The organism is Bacillus sp. G402, from assembly GCF_051172515.1.
Classification (GTDB): Bacteria; Bacillota; Bacilli; order Bacillales; family Bacillaceae; genus Bacillus; species Bacillus altitudinis.
In genome coordinates, this window is the sequence record NZ_JBPIZC010000001.1 from 51,082 (window position 1) to 66,227 (window position 15,146).

Sequence of the window (15,146 nt, forward strand, 5' to 3'; positions counted from 1 at the left end):
TGATATGATCAAAGCAACCATTACTCGGTCGCCAGCAGATGAAAGCATTACGTCTTTTCAAATGACTGGACATGCCGAGTTTGCTGAAAAAGGTCAGGATCTCGTTTGTGCAGGTGTATCTGCTGTTGTTTTCGGGTCAGTCAATTCAATTATTGCACTGACAGGAATGGATCCACTGCTTGATATTGGAGATGAAGGCGGGTATTTCTCTTTTGAACTGCCAGCTGATACAGATCCAGTCACCTTTGAAAAAGCCCAGTTGCTTTTAGAAGGCATGGTCGTTTCCTTAGAAACAATTGAACGAGATTATCACGATTATGTGAGAATATCTACAAAAAAATAGGAGGTGAACTTCATGCTTAGATTAGATCTTCAATTTTTCGCATCTAAAAAAGGGGTAGGTTCTACAAAGAACGGACGTGACTCTGAGTCTAAACGTTTAGGCGCTAAACGTGCTGATGGTCAATTCGTAACTGGTGGTTCTATCCTTTATCGTCAACGTGGAACGAAAATCTATCCAGGTGAAAACGTTGGACGCGGAGGCGACGACACTCTTTTCGCTAAAATCGACGGAACGGTTAAATTCGAACGTTTCGGTCGTGACCGTAAAAAAGTGAGCGTATATCCTGCGGCACAATAATTGCTAAAAACTCCGGTCATTGACTGGAGTTTTTTTCACTATTTAGGGAGCTTTTACGTTTTTACAAGTGGTACCGAAGATGATAAAAGAAGATGCACTCCATAGAATATCAAAGAATGTTTGCTGACTTTGCCTCATTTTCTCCTATACGATCAGAAAAAACAACCTTTCCTCACATAACTAGTGTTTTTCTAAGCTGTCTTCTCTGTTATAATTCAGGGAGACATATTGATGATAAGACTCCTAAAAGAGAGACCAAACGATTGGGAGTGCGATAATGGAAGAGATACCAAGTAAACAAAACGAAAAATTAACTCACGTTGCATTAACGAATGAATTGATCCATCTGCTTAGTCGTTCAAGACACGACTGGATGAATAAATTGCAGTTAATCAAAGGCAACTTGACATTAGAAAAATATGACCGAGTGTTTGAAATAATAGAAGAAATGGTCATTGAAGCACAGCATGAATCCAAACTCTCAAATTTAAAAATTCCCCAATTGGCCTATTACTTTCTAACCTTTAATTGGGAGTCGCATTTTATCACCCTAGAATATGAAGTGCTTGGTGAAACCCGAGACTTATCAGCATATGAATCGCAGCTGCTAACGGTATCACGGGAGTTGTTTTCGATATTCGATCAATCAGTTTGCCAAAAAACTGAAAATCATTTAACGGTCACTTTCCAAACGGATCATGAAGAGAATGATGTGATCTTATATTTTGATTTCAAAGGAAAATTAACAAGTTTGGATGCGTTAAATGCGTTTCATGACGCAAACTATCCATGTATGAGTATAACGCAATTTCATGTGACGAATCATGAGTCCATGATTGAGCTTTGTTTGAGGCAAGAACGAGATATGTGATGCAGAGAAACGGAGGAAGTTATGTTTGTAGATCAGGTTAAAGTGTATGTTAAAGGCGGTGACGGCGGAAACGGTATGGTGGCGTTCCGTCGTGAAAAATATGTGCCAAAAGGCGGGCCAGCAGGCGGCGACGGCGGAAATGGTGCAGATGTAGTATTTGAAGTAGACGAAGGACTCAGAACGTTAATGGACTTTCGTTATAAGCGTCATTTCAAGGCGGACCGCGGTGAGCATGGAATGAGTAAAAACCAGCATGGCCGAAATGCGGAAGAAATGATTGTTAAAGTTCCGCCGGGTACAGTTGTGACAGATGCTGAGACGGAACAAGTACTAGCTGACTTGACAGAGCATGGACAGCGGGCTGTGATTGCCAAAGGTGGACGTGGCGGACGTGGAAATTCACGCTTCGCAACACCAGCAAACCCTGCACCACAGCTGTCTGAAAACGGTGAGCCAGGTAAAGAACGTGACGTCATCTTAGAATTAAAAGTACTTGCAGATGTTGGACTTGTTGGTTTCCCAAGTGTCGGGAAGTCAACGCTGCTTTCGATTGTCTCTTCTGCGAAACCAAAAATTGCGGATTATCATTTTACAACGCTTGTGCCAAACCTCGGAGTGGTTGAAACAGACGATAACCGAAGCTTTGTCATGGCGGATCTGCCAGGACTGATCGAAGGAGCGCACGAAGGTGTTGGCTTAGGTCATCAATTTTTACGCCACATTGAACGTACACGTGTCATTGTCCATGTCATTGATATGTCTGGACTTGAGGGGCGTGACCCATACGAAGATTACGTGACGATTAACGAAGAGCTTGAGCAATACAATATGAGATTGACAGAGCGTCCGCAAATCATTGTAGCGAACAAAATGGACATGCCGGATGCAGCTGACAATCTAGCGGCATTTAAAGAAAAATTAACAGATGACTATAAAGTGTTCCCAATTAGTGCGATCACAAGAGAAGGGCTTCGTGAGCTCTTATTTGAAATCGCCAATCAGCTTGAAACAACACCGGAATTCCCGCTCTACAATGAAGAAGAGCTCTCTGATAACCGTGTGATGTACAAGTTTGATGAAGGAGAAGCAGCATTTGAGATCTCAAGAGATCCTGATGGTACGTTTGTCTTAACTGGTAAAGCACTTGAGCGACTGTTTAAGATGACAGATTTCTCAAGAGACGAGTCAGTGAAACGATTCTCTAGACAGCTGCGCGGAATGGGCGTTGATGATGCCCTGCGTGAACGTGGTGCAAAAGATGGAGACATCATTCGTCTGCTTGAATTTGAATTTGAATTTATCGATTGATCAAAAGGAGGGTCCAGTTCATGGGCTCTCCCGTTTTTAAAAGGGGAGAAAACAGGTGAAAGAAGAAACGTTCTATTTAGTAAGAGAGGATGTACTTCCGGATGCGATGCGAAAAACGCTTGAAGTCAAAAAGCTTCTCGATCGCAAAAAAGCGGATTCAGTTGCCGATGCTGTTCAAAAAGCGGATTTAAGCCGCAGTGCTTTTTATAAATATCGAGATGCTGTTTTTCCATTTTATACAATGGTCAAAGAGCAGATCATCACATTGTTTTTCCACCTGGAGGATCGGTCTGGGGCTTTGTCTAGGCTGCTGCAAATTGTGGCTGACTCTGGCTGTAATGTGTTATCCATTCACCAAACGATTCCGCTGCAAGGAAGAGCGAATGTCACCCTGTCGATCAGTACGGCCGGCATGGCAGATGATATCAATACAGTCATGAATCAATTAAGAAAACTCGAATTTGTCGAAAAAGTTGAAATTCTAGGTTCTGGGGCGTAAAAGGAGAGATCATAGCAGATGAAGCAATTAACGGTAGGTTACTTTGGACCAGAGGCCACATTTACTCATTTGGCTGTCTGTTCTTGTTTTCCAAAAGATGCAGAGCAACGGGCTTATGCAACCATACCGCAATGTATGGATGCCGTGTCAAAGGGAGAAGTAGATTTGGCGGTCGTTCCACTTGAAAATGCACTCGAAGGATCTGTGAACTTAACGATTGATTATTTAATTCATGAGGACGCTTTGTCCATTGTGGGCGAAATGACAGCACCGATTCGCCAGCACCTGCTTGTCCATCCATCGAGAGCGGAGAGCTGGGAGACATTAGATGTGATTCAGTCACATCCGCACGCCATTGCGCAGTGTCATCAATTTTTGAAGAAGCAGTTCCCTGATATTCCGCATCGGCCAGTGGAATCAACAGGCTATGCAGCGAAATACATCAGTGAGCATCCAGATGAAGCTGTTGGTGCGATTGCGAATGAAATCGCCGCAGAAACGTACGGATTGACGATTGCGAAAAAAGACATTCATGATTATCCGCACAATCATACACGCTTTGTTATTTTACATAAAGAGGCGAAGGCATCGTTCCCAATGAATTCTGGTTTTTCTTCAAAGCCAAAAACGACCATTGTTGTCAGCCTGCCAAAGGATGATCAGTCAGGTGCATTGCACCGCGTGTTATCAGCTTTTTCATGGCGGAATCTCAATTTGTCCAAAATTGAATCGCGTCCGACAAAAACAGGCCTTGGACACTATTTATTTATCATTGATATCGAAAAAGAGATGGATGATGTACTTGTCCCTGGCGCCATTCAAGAATTAGAAGCGATTGGCTGTGAAGTGAAACTACTCGGCAGCTATCAAACATATGAATTAACGAATGAAAAATAGTGTCCTACAGGGGACACTATTTTTTTAGTCTTTAATGAGAAATCCAGCGTCATCAAGCGCTTGAATGGCTTGGTCAAGCTGCTTTTGGCTGTATGAAGTAAGGGTATGTAAGTGTACGCCGTCTGTCAGCTCTGATAAGTAGGAGGCGCCCGTATTAGAAATATGATGAACGAAGTCCGCCACTTGTTTGCGCGTACTCACTCGAATAGAGGCCGTCAGCTCCCCGTAGACAGGGTGCTCAATGATCACGTCTTTCACCGTTACACCGTAGTCTACAATCAGTGTCAGCTCCTCTTCTGTACGATGAGGATCGTGCTTGCAAGCGATAATCTGTTCAATTTCAGTTTCCGGTGTATGCTGCGCCATATACACATAGCCTTGGCTTGTGGCAATAATGGGTTCGTTTTTTGCTTTGAGTAATGAAATATCTTGTACAATGACTTGTCGTGAGACAGCGGCTTTTTTAGCTAAAAAACTTCCGGTGAGTGGTGTATCTGTCTCTTTCAGCCACTTTAAAATGGCGTTTCTTCTTTCTTCGCCAATGAGTTTTCTCTCTTGTTCCACGGTTATGCTCCTTTCTTCTCCTTTTGCAAGCTTTCAAATGTATGCAAAAGCAGATCGATGTCATCCTTTGATGATCCTCGTCCAAATGATAGTCGAATGAATTGAAGGGCATCACGATCTGATACATGTAATGCCTTTACAGCAGGGGAAGGGTGATGATAACCAGAAGCGCAGGCACTTCCAGTAGATATACAAATTCCCTGCCGATTACAAGCTAACATTACATATTGTCCTTCAAACCCTTCAAAAAAACAACCAATAATATGAGGGAGCGTGCGGCGCTGGTCACTTTCTTGCAGCATGCGGACAGGCAGCTTCCGTTTTTTTAGCTGCTGAAGAAAATAATCACGAAGCTGAATATCTAGCTGTTGCTGTTGATCTATTTTCAGCATGATTTGCTCGCTTGCGGCTACAAAAGCACCGATGCATGGAACGTTCACTGTCCCTGGGCGTAGACCATTTTCCTGAACAGTATCTTGATATATAGGCTTCCAAGGGACATGTGCCCCCATATAGACAGCACCGGCGCCCTTAGGTGCATACACTTTATGACTCGAAATGGAGAGGGCATCAACCCCTAGTTCTTTAATCGACACATGCATTTTTCCGAATGTTTGCACTGCATCTGTATGAAAAAGAATGTCTCTTTCTTTTAAGAGCGTTGCTAATTCAGCTAATGGCTGAATAATCCCAGTTTCTGAGTTGGCATGCTGGATGGATACTAGTCCGGTTTCAGGCAATAGAGCCTGTTTGAGAATCTCCTTTGTGATAATTCCTTCTTGATTCGGTTCTATGACCGTCACCTTCACACCGAGACGCTGCAAGGCATTGACCGCATGATGAACAGAAGGGTGCTCTACTGATGTGGTAATGACATGCTGTTTATGTGGAGGTAGCCCATTTATGATCGATTGAATCGCAAGGATATTGGATTCAGTTCCGCCACTTGTAAAGTAAATACTATCAGGTTCGCCCCCTAGAATCGCTGCAAGTGATTGTCTGCTGTAAGCCAAGATTTCATTTGCTCTTCCTCCTGCATCATGCAGGCTGCTCGCATTTCCGTAACATTCTTTGCTCAACTGCTGAAATACATGCAGTGATTCCTCAGAAACAGGTGTAGAAGCTGCATAATCTAAATAAATCAAATCCATCCATCTCCTGTGTGAAAATTTTTTCTTGTATTTATTGTAGTGTTGTGTAATGATATGTGTCAAGACAGGTGTAAATGATAGGAGGGGCAATTGTGTCATCTATCAAAAAAGTCATTGTGGTGGGGTCGGGCATTGCGGCTCTTTCCTTTGTGAATACGATCTCAGAGAACTGCCAAGTCATCATGATGACAAAAAAACAATTTTCCTCTAGTAATTCCATGCTCGCACAAGGGGGAATCGCTGTAGCATTTTCCGCACATGATTCTGTCGAGCAGCATGTGCAAGACACTTTAGCTGCGGGATGTGGTCACAATGATGACAAAACTGTACAGGAGATCGTCCGTCATGGAAAAGATCTTGTAAAGAAGCTCGTAGAAGAGGGCTGCCCATTTGATCGAGATGAAACGGGAATTCCGCAGTTAGGTAAAGAGGGAGCCCATACGACCCATCGTATTCTGCATGCAGGGGGAGATCAAACAGGAAAAACCCTCGTGCAGTTTTTGAAAGGGAAGCTCGGCTCACACATTCATGTATATGAAAACCATCATGTCATGGATCTATTGGTTCATGAAGGGGTATGTACCGGTGTCGTGTGGAAAGACGAAAAAGGTCATGTACATACAATGACCGCAGATGCAGTTGTATTATCCACTGGCGGCTGTGGGTCCTTATATGAAACAAACACAAATGATCCGTCTGTGACAGGAGACGGTCTGATGATGGCCTATCGCGCAGGGGCACAGCTAGTAGATCTCGAATTTGTGCAATTCCATCCGACCCTTTTGACCACTTCAGGTAAAGCGATCGGTCTCGTATCAGAGGCAGTCAGGGGAGAGGGCGCCTATTTAGAAGATGAATCAGGCAGGCGGATCATGGAAGGAATTCACCCGCAGAGCGATTTAGCGCCTAGAGATGTGGTGGCAAGGACCATTTTCCATGAGCAGCAACTCGGTCATTCCATTTATCTGAACATCCGTGATATTCCGTATTTTTCTGCACGTTTTCCTGCGATTGCTTCAATGTGTCAGCGTGCGGGAGTTGATATGGCAAGCGGAAGGCTGCCAGTTTCACCCGGTATGCACTTTTTAATGGGTGGAATTAAGGTGAATGAACATGGAGAAACAACAGTTCCATCACTCTTCGCTATTGGTGAAGCAGCTTGTACAGGTTTACACGGTGCCAATCGATTGGCAAGTAATTCGCTCTTAGAAGGTCTCGTTTTAGGAAACAACGCAGCACGGTATATTGAGCGGTTGCAAGCCCGGCAAGATAAAAACCTTGCTCCTTCCATTCAAGAAGTATGGTCTGTCCCAACGGTGTCACTGGCTCAGCTCAGAAAATGGATGACAGCATATGCCGCAATTGTGAGAGATGAGAAAGGCTTACAGACTTTGCTCGATCATTTAGAACAAGTCTCTTTTCAGCAAATCAATGTGAAGAATATCACAAATGAACAGATCGAAATAACGAATCAATGGGCTTTATCCATATGCCTTGTCAAATCCGCATTACTCCGAACAGAAAGCAGGGGTGGTCATTATCGCACAGATTATCCTAATCGGCACGATGCTTCGTGGCGAGCAAAACAGATTGTACATGAACAGGGCCATATTTACATCGTAAAAAATGAAAGGATTGGTGCCAAATGGAACGTTTACAGTTAAAGCAAATGCTCACTCATTTTTTAAAAGAAGATATTGGGTTTGGAGATGTATCCGCTGATGCCATCTTTGGAGACAAGAAAGGAACAGCTTACATCATGGCGAAACAATCAGGCGTATTGGCCGGGACACAAGTCATTGATATGGGATACAAACTGCTGAATGAACAAGTTCAAACTGAGCTGTTTTTCCAGGAAGGTGATTGGATTCATGAAGGGGCTGTACTGGCACAAATAACAGGCCCCGTCAACGACTTGCTGAAAGGGGAGCGGGTGGTGTTGAATATCCTGCAAAGAATGACAGGGATTGCTACACTAACGAATGAAGCAGTAGAGCGATTAGCTGATCCATCTATTACGATATGTGATACGAGAAAGACGACACCCGGTTTGCGCATGCTGGAGAAGTACGCAGTAAAAGTCGGAGGCGGAAAGAATCATCGTTTCGGCTTATCCGATGGGGTGATGATTAAAGATAATCATATTGCGGCTTGTGGTTCTATCAGGGAAGCTGTGGAGAAAGCAAGAGCATACGCCGGTCACATGGTGAAAATTGAAGTGGAAATTGAATCAGAAGCACAGCTGATGGAAGCCATTGAAGCCAAAGCAGATGTCATCATGTTTGACAACTGCTCTCCAGACGAAGTGAAGCGCTTTAAACAAATGACCCCTGAAACCATATTGACAGAGGCATCAGGCGGCATCACGTTAGAGAATGTGGCTAACTACCGGGGGACAGGTGTAGACCTTATTTCACTTGGATTCCTCACACATTCTGCTCCATCATTCGATTTTAGTATGAATATGGAATTCAGCCATAAAGGGGGAACGACTCATGTCCATGCTTGATGTGTTAGCAGCACAGCATACAGCCATGATGCCAGATGAATATAAACAGCGCACTTATGATGAAATGAAAGAGAAAGTATTAGAGATTAAACGCGCCTTTGGATCAAAGCTTTTTATACCGGGTCATCATTATCAAAAAGATGAAGTCATCCAATTTGCTGATGTGACAGGTGATTCATTGCAGCTTGCACAAATTGCTGCTGACAATCACGAAGCAGAATACATTGTATTTTGCGGGGTTCATTTTATGGCAGAAACGGCCGATATGCTATCAAAAAAGAATCAGCACGTCTTTTTGCCAGATATGAGAGCAGGTTGTTCAATGGCAGATATGGCGAATATGAAACAAACAGACAGGGCGTGGGATCAGCTCACTGAGCTGTTTGGAGATACGATCCTTCCGCTGACTTATGTAAACTCAACGGCTGATATTAAAGCATTTGTCGGCAAACATGGCGGATCGACTGTCACATCTTCAAACGCTAAAAAAGTATTGGAGTGGGCGCTGACCCAAAAAGAGCGAATTCTTTTTCTTCCTGATCAGCATTTAGGGCGTAACACAGCCTATGATTTAGGGATTCCGCTAGAGGAAATGGCTGTCTGGGATCAAATAGAAGAAAAGCTCATCACCGACCAACCGCTTCATCGAATCAAAATGATTTTATGGAAAGGTCATTGCTCTGTTCATGAGAAATTTACCATTGAGAATATTGAACAAACGAGAAAACGTGACCGTGACATACAGATTCTTGTTCATCCAGAGTGTACGCATGAAGTCGTAAAGGCTTCTGATCTAGCTGGTTCAACGAAATTTATTATTGATACGATCAAGCAGGCACCAGCAGGAAGTAAGTGGGCCATTGGAACAGAAATGAATTTAGTGAAACGCATCATTGACCAGCACCCTGACAAACAAATCGAATCCCTCAATCCAGATATGTGTCCATGTTTGACAATGAACCGTATTGATCTGCCTCATCTACTATGGTCACTTGAAAGCATTGAAAAAGGGGAGCCGGTCGGTTTGATTCAAGTGAATGAAGAGACGACAAAAGAGGCATTGCTCGCTTTAAATAAGATGCTCACCATTAAATAATGAAGTGTCCCCTCCTATCAGAAAACAAGTTTTTATCATATTGGCTTGTAAATAGGCATAAATTTATGTTGAAACATATTGTACTTCTGACATAACCGCTACGTTCACGTTTTGCATAGGAGGGGAAAACGTTGAAAATTCATATTGTGCAAAAAGGAGACTCCCTTTGGAAAATTTCAAAGAAGTACGGAGTCGACTTTCAAGAATTGAAAAAATTAAATTCGCAGCTCAGTAATCCAGATTTGATTATGCCAGGAATGAAAATCAAAATTCCATCTAGTGGTGTTCCTGTCAAAACCGATCATCACAAAGCAAAAGAAATGCCAAAAGCAAAAGAAATGCCAAAAGCAAAAGAACACCCGTATGTAAAAGAAAAGCCAAAGGATGTCGTGCAAGTTCAAGATACGAAGCCGAAGGAAAAGCCGAATGAACCGGTACCTTATGTGCCACCAGTACCAAAGATTGAACAGCCAGTTTTTCCACAAGTTGATGTAAACTATTATCAGACGAATCTCTACCAGCCATTCACGCCTCCTCCCAAAAAAGAACATCATGAGAAAAAAGATCACGTTCATGATAAGAAAGATCATGTTCATGAGAAAAAGGATCATAAAGATCACAAGGACCATTTTCATCATGAAAATAAGGATCATTTCAAAGATGAAGTGGCAAAGGGATATGATCCATTCATTCATATCCCACATCAAAAAGAGGAGGGAAAAGAAATGGAGCATAGTAATTACCCAAACCTTCCTAATTTCCCGCAAATGCCGAATGTTGGAGGGGCAGCAGTAGGGGGCATGGCTGAAAATAAAGAGCATCACCACCATCATCAAGAGTCATATGATCCTTATTATGGTTATGGTCATTACATGCCAGCAATGTATCCATATCCGCAGCAAATGGTACCCGCTTCTCCTATTTTACCGGGATCAGGCCTTTGTTATCCGGTACAGCCGTATTATCACCATCACATGATGCCGTACCCTTACCCGGCGGCTCAGCCGTATTATCCTGCGTATCAAGCACCGGCTTATTATGGTGAAAATCATGAGCATCATGCAAACGACGGGCATCACTGGCACCACCATATGCATCCAAATGCAGGCGCGAATGTGAATGCCAATGTCAATCAAGGCTTTTATCCAAACGCTCCAAATGAAGCATATGGCAAGGAAGACTGCGGATGCGATGATGGTATGAAGCATCATCAACCATGGCCTGGACATTATCCAAACCCTGTTCCATATGGTCAAATGGGTGCTTATCCAGCACAGCCTTATATGCAGCAGCCTTATCAAAACCCATCTGTTTTTGCAAGACCAGAAGAAGACGAAGAAGATTAATGACACAAGGGACGATCTCAATCGTTCCTTTTTTTGTTTATAACTGACAGCTTGTTTTTGTCCTCAACTGTACATGCTAAAACAGAGCCTGTTTTGCGCTCATGAGATTCAATTTGTACAGGGGGTTTTTCGTTTGAGACAAAAATGGCAAAAAACAATCGCCTTAGTGCTTCTACCTATTGGATTAACGGCATGTGGTACAAATAACAATGCGGGTGTAGATACACGTCATAATCAATCAGGCCAGCCAGTTGGATACCACTCCAATCAACAGGCAACAGACAACAACCAAGATCATCAAGGACCGGTTTCTGAGCTTATGGAGGGAATGAACGGAAGAAATACAACGAATGTTGATTATCGTTCACGCCCTACACAGGATCAAGTGAGAATGCCGCTGACTGGTGGAGATGGACGCTACAGTCATGGAGATATGAACTATCATAATCAAATGTCGTTCTCTGGCTACGATAAACAAGAGAACATCCAGCGTTCAAGAAAAATCGCCAACCGAGTGAACAAAATGAACCATGTGACAGACTCACAAGTCATGGTGACGGATGAAAATGTGTATATTGCTCTTAAAACAGATGGGCGCTTGACATCAGAGGGTGTATCACAAGTAGAAGAAGCAGCGACTCGTTATGCAGATGGTAGAGCTGTCCAAGTCATTAAAGACGAAGGCACATTTACACGCTTCAGAGATATGAGAAAAACGCAATTTGAAACAGGTCAGACAGGCATGACCCGATAGGCTGGAATAAAAAAGGCTAAAGTTCATGACGAACTTTAGCCTTTCTTTAAAAATAAACTTTGATCCCGATATAAAATTCATAAAAGAAATAACAGCCAAATCCAAGTAATAAAATACCGGCAATAATGGATGTCCACTTAATCATTGTTCGGTTCATCACTTTTCTTGTTAAGGAAACAATCGTGAGAAGACCGATGTCATGAAGAAGAATCCCTGCCAAAATACCCGCAGCAGCCAATATAAATTCAGATGAATTTGTATTCGTATAAGCATCTGCCAGTACAGCACCAAACACAGATACCCAGAACACAAGGTTTCCAGGTGATACCGCGACGAGCAGCCCATTTCGGTATGTTTTAGCGAATGATTTATTCACTTTTTCTCCTGCTAAATGGATGTCTTGATCCGCATTTTTAATCGAATCGTAGGCAAGAATCATTAAAAAGATGGCACCGATCAGCCAGAGCGGAATTTGGATAAAGGGCAAAGATAAAAATTGAGCAAATCCAGCATATAAAGCCAAGATGAGCAATATATCGATGGTCATACCACCAGCGCCTACAGTTAATCCATGAAAGAATCCGTTTTTTAATCCCTGCTTTGTCATTTCAACCGTGATCGCTCCAACAGGTAGAGCAATTGAGAATCCAACGACGATAAATGTAAGAAATGTTTGCAATCGACTAGAACTTCCTTTGAATCATGTTTGTATAAAAATTCTCCGTTTAGATTAATTATACATATTAGGAGAAAAGGATCAATGATTATTTCTGATTTAATCGAAATGAGAGAGATAAATCGTGTATAGAAAGATGTATATCGTGAAGATCGTGTATTCATTGTAGGGGAAAGGAACTATTTTCCTAATACTTCTTTTTTTCATTTCTCAGCTATGCTACACTGTTGTGGAAATCAATATAAGTGACTAGGGGTGCCCGGAAATGCGGGCTGAGAGAGAAGACAAGCTTCTTAACCCTTTGGACCTGATCTGGCTCGTACCAGCGTGGGGAAGTTGAAGACGATACATGTGCCATATGAATGGCATACATGTTTTTTTCTGACGACGAAACCAGGTTCTTTACATAGAATCTGGTTTTTTGCTGGTGCTGATTCCATCCTGACCGGTCACACGAAAAGAAGGAGTGAACAGCAAATGAATGAAAAGACAAATGTTCCATCAACGCAATCTTTATTATCAAACTTTGAAGGTAGTCGAAAGGTATATGAACAAGGCTCAAGACCTGACATTTTGGTGCCAAAAAGAGAAATCGTGCTCACAAATACAGTGACACAAGCAGGTGATATCGAAAATGAACCGATTCGTGTGTACGATACAAGTGGACCGTATACAGATGAGGAGGCTCATATTGATGTCACAAAGGGATTAAAGCGCCTGAGATCAGCATGGATTAAGGAAAGAGAAGATACTGAAAGCTATGAAGGGCGTCAAGTAAAGCCAGAAGATAATGGATATCGCTTGAATGGGAAAGAATCCTATCAAGCTGCCCAGACAGATTTTCATCATGTACCGCTCCGCGGGAAACAAGGTGCTTGTGTGACGCAAATGCATTATGCGAAAAAGGGCATCATTACGCCTGAAATGGAGTTTATCGCTTTGAGAGAACAGCTAAGTCCTGAGTTTGTTAGAGAGGAAGTGGCTAGTGGAAGAGCGGTCATTCCAGCGAATATCAACCATCCTGAAAGTGAGCCGATGATCATCGGGAAGAATTTTCACGTGAAAATTAATGCGAATATTGGCAATTCAGCTGTGACGTCGTCCATTGAAGAAGAGGTGGAGAAGATGACATGGGCAATTAGATGGGGGGCAGATACGATGATGGACCTGTCTACAGGAAAGGATATTCATACAACAAGAGAATGGATTATCCGCAATTCCCCAGTCCCAGTAGGAACTGTCCCGATTTATCAGGCACTTGAAAAAGTGAATGGAATCGCAGAAAATTTGACGTGGGAAGTATACCGAGACACATTAATTGAACAGGCAGAGCAAGGGGTTGACTACTTCACCATTCATGCGGGCGTCCTGTTAAGGTATATTCCGCTCACAGTCGACCGGGTCACTGGAATTGTTTCAAGAGGCGGAGCCATTATGGCAAGATGGTGTCTCGCTCATCATCAAGAGAACTTTCTGTATACCCATTTTGAAGAAATTTGTGAAATCATGAAAACATATGACATTGCCTTTTCGCTTGGGGACGGGCTCAGACCTGGATCCATTGCGGACGCAAATGACGAAGCGCAGTTTGCAGAGCTGGAAACGTTAGGGGAATTGACAGAGATCGCTTGGAAACATGATGTACAGGTCATGATTGAAGGACCTGGTCATGTTCCAATGGATAAAATCAAAGAGAATGTCGATAAGCAGATGGAGATATGCAAAGAGGCACCTTTTTATACGTTAGGTCCTCTAACAACAGATATTGCACCGGGATATGATCATATTACATCCGCGATCGGTGCGGCGATGATCGGCTGGTATGGAACAGCCATGCTGTGCTATGTGACACCAAAAGAGCATTTAGGTCTGCCGAACAAAGAAGATGTAAGAGAAGGTGTCATCGCCTATAAAATCGCCGCACATGCAGCTGATGTAGCAAAAGGACATCCTGCTGCTCAAAAGCGTGATGATGCCTTATCAAAAGCGAGATTTGAATTCAGATGGCGGGATCAATTTCATCTGTCACTTGACCCAGAACGAGCGCTGGCATTCCATGATGAAACATTGCCTGCTGAAGGTGCTAAAACCGCTCATTTCTGTTCCATGTGTGGACCAAAGTTTTGCAGTATGAAAATATCCCATGACATCCGCAACCAATCAGAAGAAGTGAAAAGAGAGATGGAGAAGAAGGCAAAAGAGTTTATCAATCAAGGCAGTCAAATCTATCAATCCTAAAAAAACCTCGCACTCCTCTAGTGCGGGGTTTTATAAAACGGCTGAAATGGCTTTTCTCACGAGGTGGAAAAATGCTTTTACTGCAATCGCCATCGTTTCAATACTTGGGATGAGGGCATCTGTTAAATGAAATAGAACTGTTTGTCTCTCTGGAGATGTTCGTTTTTTCTTTTGTTTCATAAAGACAGCCTCCTTTTCATTCAATATACTTCTTTTGAAGAGTATATAGATAGATATGTTGTGCGAATTTAAACAAAATTTAAACTTCTTGTGTTTAGAAGGAAAGAAGCAGGGGAAACGGATTGAATAGAGAATGAATGAAAAGAGCTGACCGATTCGGTTAGTGAACAAGACAGAGTGGAAGGTGATCTTATGATGAAAGTATTTAAGGTAACATTTCATATGAACAATGGGGAAGTGCTCGATTTCGAGCTGAAACGTCCAGCTACCTATGATGTGTATAAAAAAATTGAGGAAGCCAATCATTGGTTTAAGCTGAATAATGAAATCATTAACCTATTAAATGTGAATAGTATCCATGTAGAAACAGAATAAAACAGAAAGCCGCTCAAAGAGAGCGGCTTTCAGCGTGTAGAC

Annotated in this window: 17 protein-coding genes and 1 riboswitch; of the genes, 13 read left to right on the plus strand and 4 right to left on the minus strand. The window is 42.7% G+C overall.

What is annotated here, in order from left to right; translation table 11 throughout:
• Window positions 1-4 precede the first annotated feature (4 nt).
• The 6 genes from ACSBQP_RS00240 to pheA all read left to right on the plus strand — a co-directional run bounded on the left by ACSBQP_RS00240 (window position 5) and on the right by pheA (window position 4,215).
• On the plus strand, window positions 5-343 hold the full coding sequence (locus ACSBQP_RS00240) for a ribosomal-processing cysteine protease Prp (protein ID WP_007501524.1): 339 nt from the start codon (window positions 5-7) through the stop codon (window positions 341-343).
• A gap of 12 nt (window positions 344-355) precedes the next feature.
• Window positions 356-640 carry a 50S ribosomal protein L27 gene (gene rpmA, locus ACSBQP_RS00245; RefSeq protein WP_003216586.1) on the plus strand — a complete coding sequence of 95 codons (285 nt, stop codon included), beginning with the start codon at window positions 356-358 and terminating at the stop codon, window positions 638-640.
• A gap of 277 nt (window positions 641-917) precedes the next feature.
• Entirely contained in the window at window positions 918-1,511 is a 594-nt protein-coding gene (locus ACSBQP_RS00250; protein ID WP_007501522.1) for a sporulation initiation phosphotransferase B, read from the plus strand.
• Window positions 1,512-1,532: 21 nt separating this feature from the next.
• Window positions 1,533-2,819: a GTPase ObgE gene (obgE, locus tag ACSBQP_RS00255; RefSeq protein ID WP_007501521.1), complete on the plus strand. Its 1,287-nt coding sequence runs from the start codon at window positions 1,533-1,535 to the stop codon at window positions 2,817-2,819.
• A gap of 55 nt (window positions 2,820-2,874) precedes the next feature.
• Window positions 2,875-3,318 (plus strand): ACT domain-containing protein, encoded by a 444-nt coding sequence (locus ACSBQP_RS00260; protein ID WP_008342790.1) that lies wholly within the window; start codon window positions 2,875-2,877, stop codon window positions 3,316-3,318.
• An 18-nt stretch (window positions 3,319-3,336) separates the two neighbouring features.
• A complete protein-coding gene (pheA, locus tag ACSBQP_RS00265; protein ID WP_017367724.1) occupies window positions 3,337-4,215 on the plus strand; it encodes a prephenate dehydratase in 879 nt (292 codons plus the stop codon).
• A gap of 24 nt (window positions 4,216-4,239) precedes the next feature.
• On the opposite strand, the gene ACSBQP_RS00270 is transcribed toward pheA, so the two are convergent.
• Together ACSBQP_RS00270 and ACSBQP_RS00275 are read right to left on the minus strand one after the other, a co-directional pair.
• A complete protein-coding gene (locus tag ACSBQP_RS00270; RefSeq protein WP_017367723.1) occupies window positions 4,240-4,779 on the minus strand; it encodes a transcription repressor NadR in 540 nt (179 codons plus the stop codon).
• 2 nt (window positions 4,780-4,781) lie between these two features.
• On the minus strand, window positions 4,782-5,930 hold the full coding sequence (locus tag ACSBQP_RS00275; RefSeq protein WP_076822346.1) for an IscS subfamily cysteine desulfurase: 1,149 nt from the start codon (window positions 5,928-5,930) through the stop codon (window positions 4,782-4,784).
• Between the two features lie 92 nt (window positions 5,931-6,022).
• Here ACSBQP_RS00275 and nadB point away from each other — a divergent pair, with 92 nt between their 5' ends.
• The 5 genes from nadB (at window position 6,023) to ACSBQP_RS00300 (ending at window position 11,635) form a co-directional block, all read left to right on the plus strand.
• Complete coding sequence (nadB, locus tag ACSBQP_RS00280) at window positions 6,023-7,594, plus strand: L-aspartate oxidase (protein ID WP_427213899.1); 1,572 nt, start codon at window positions 6,023-6,025, stop codon at window positions 7,592-7,594.
• On the plus strand, window positions 7,576-8,439 hold the full coding sequence (gene nadC, locus ACSBQP_RS00285; protein WP_060832480.1) for a carboxylating nicotinate-nucleotide diphosphorylase: 864 nt from the start codon (window positions 7,576-7,578) through the stop codon (window positions 8,437-8,439). The genes nadB and nadC overlap by 19 nt, the downstream gene beginning before the upstream one ends.
• The gene (gene nadA, locus ACSBQP_RS00290) at window positions 8,426-9,535 is read left to right on the plus strand and encodes a quinolinate synthase NadA (RefSeq protein WP_046527122.1); all 1,110 of its coding nucleotides are present in this window, start codon (window positions 8,426-8,428) and stop codon (window positions 9,533-9,535) included. The genes nadC and nadA overlap by 14 nt, the downstream gene beginning before the upstream one ends.
• A 131-nt stretch (window positions 9,536-9,666) precedes the next feature.
• A complete protein-coding gene (gene safA / locus ACSBQP_RS00295; RefSeq protein WP_046344121.1) occupies window positions 9,667-10,881 on the plus strand; it encodes a SafA/ExsA family spore coat assembly protein in 1,215 nt (404 codons plus the stop codon).
• A 133-nt stretch (window positions 10,882-11,014) separates the two neighbouring features.
• Window positions 11,015-11,635 carry a YhcN/YlaJ family sporulation lipoprotein gene (locus ACSBQP_RS00300; protein ID WP_286068836.1) on the plus strand — a complete coding sequence of 207 codons (621 nt, stop codon included), beginning with the start codon at window positions 11,015-11,017 and terminating at the stop codon, window positions 11,633-11,635.
• A gap of 46 nt (window positions 11,636-11,681) precedes the next feature.
• Here ACSBQP_RS00300 and ACSBQP_RS00305 read toward each other — a convergent pair whose 3' ends face one another.
• Window positions 11,682-12,314, minus strand: a complete 633-nt coding sequence (locus ACSBQP_RS00305; protein WP_008342767.1) for a LysE family transporter — start codon at window positions 12,312-12,314, stop codon at window positions 11,682-11,684.
• Window positions 12,315-12,552: 238 nt separating this feature from the next.
• A riboswitch (TPP riboswitch) is annotated at window positions 12,553-12,662 on the plus strand.
• Between the two features lie 126 nt (window positions 12,663-12,788).
• Here ACSBQP_RS00305 and thiC point away from each other — a divergent pair.
• Complete coding sequence (gene thiC, locus ACSBQP_RS00310) at window positions 12,789-14,549, plus strand: phosphomethylpyrimidine synthase ThiC (RefSeq protein WP_236809984.1); 1,761 nt, start codon at window positions 12,789-12,791, stop codon at window positions 14,547-14,549.
• A gap of 30 nt (window positions 14,550-14,579) precedes the next feature.
• Here thiC and ACSBQP_RS00315 read toward each other — a convergent pair whose 3' ends face one another.
• Window positions 14,580-14,729 (minus strand): hypothetical protein, encoded by a 150-nt coding sequence (locus ACSBQP_RS00315; RefSeq protein WP_164071257.1) that lies wholly within the window; start codon window positions 14,727-14,729, stop codon window positions 14,580-14,582.
• Between the two features lie 192 nt (window positions 14,730-14,921).
• Between ACSBQP_RS00315 and ACSBQP_RS00320 the strand changes: the two genes are divergently transcribed.
• Window positions 14,922-15,104, plus strand: coding sequence for a hypothetical protein (locus ACSBQP_RS00320; protein WP_008342761.1), 183 nt, complete (start codon window positions 14,922-14,924; stop codon window positions 15,102-15,104).
• Window positions 15,105-15,146: the final 42 nt, after the last annotated feature.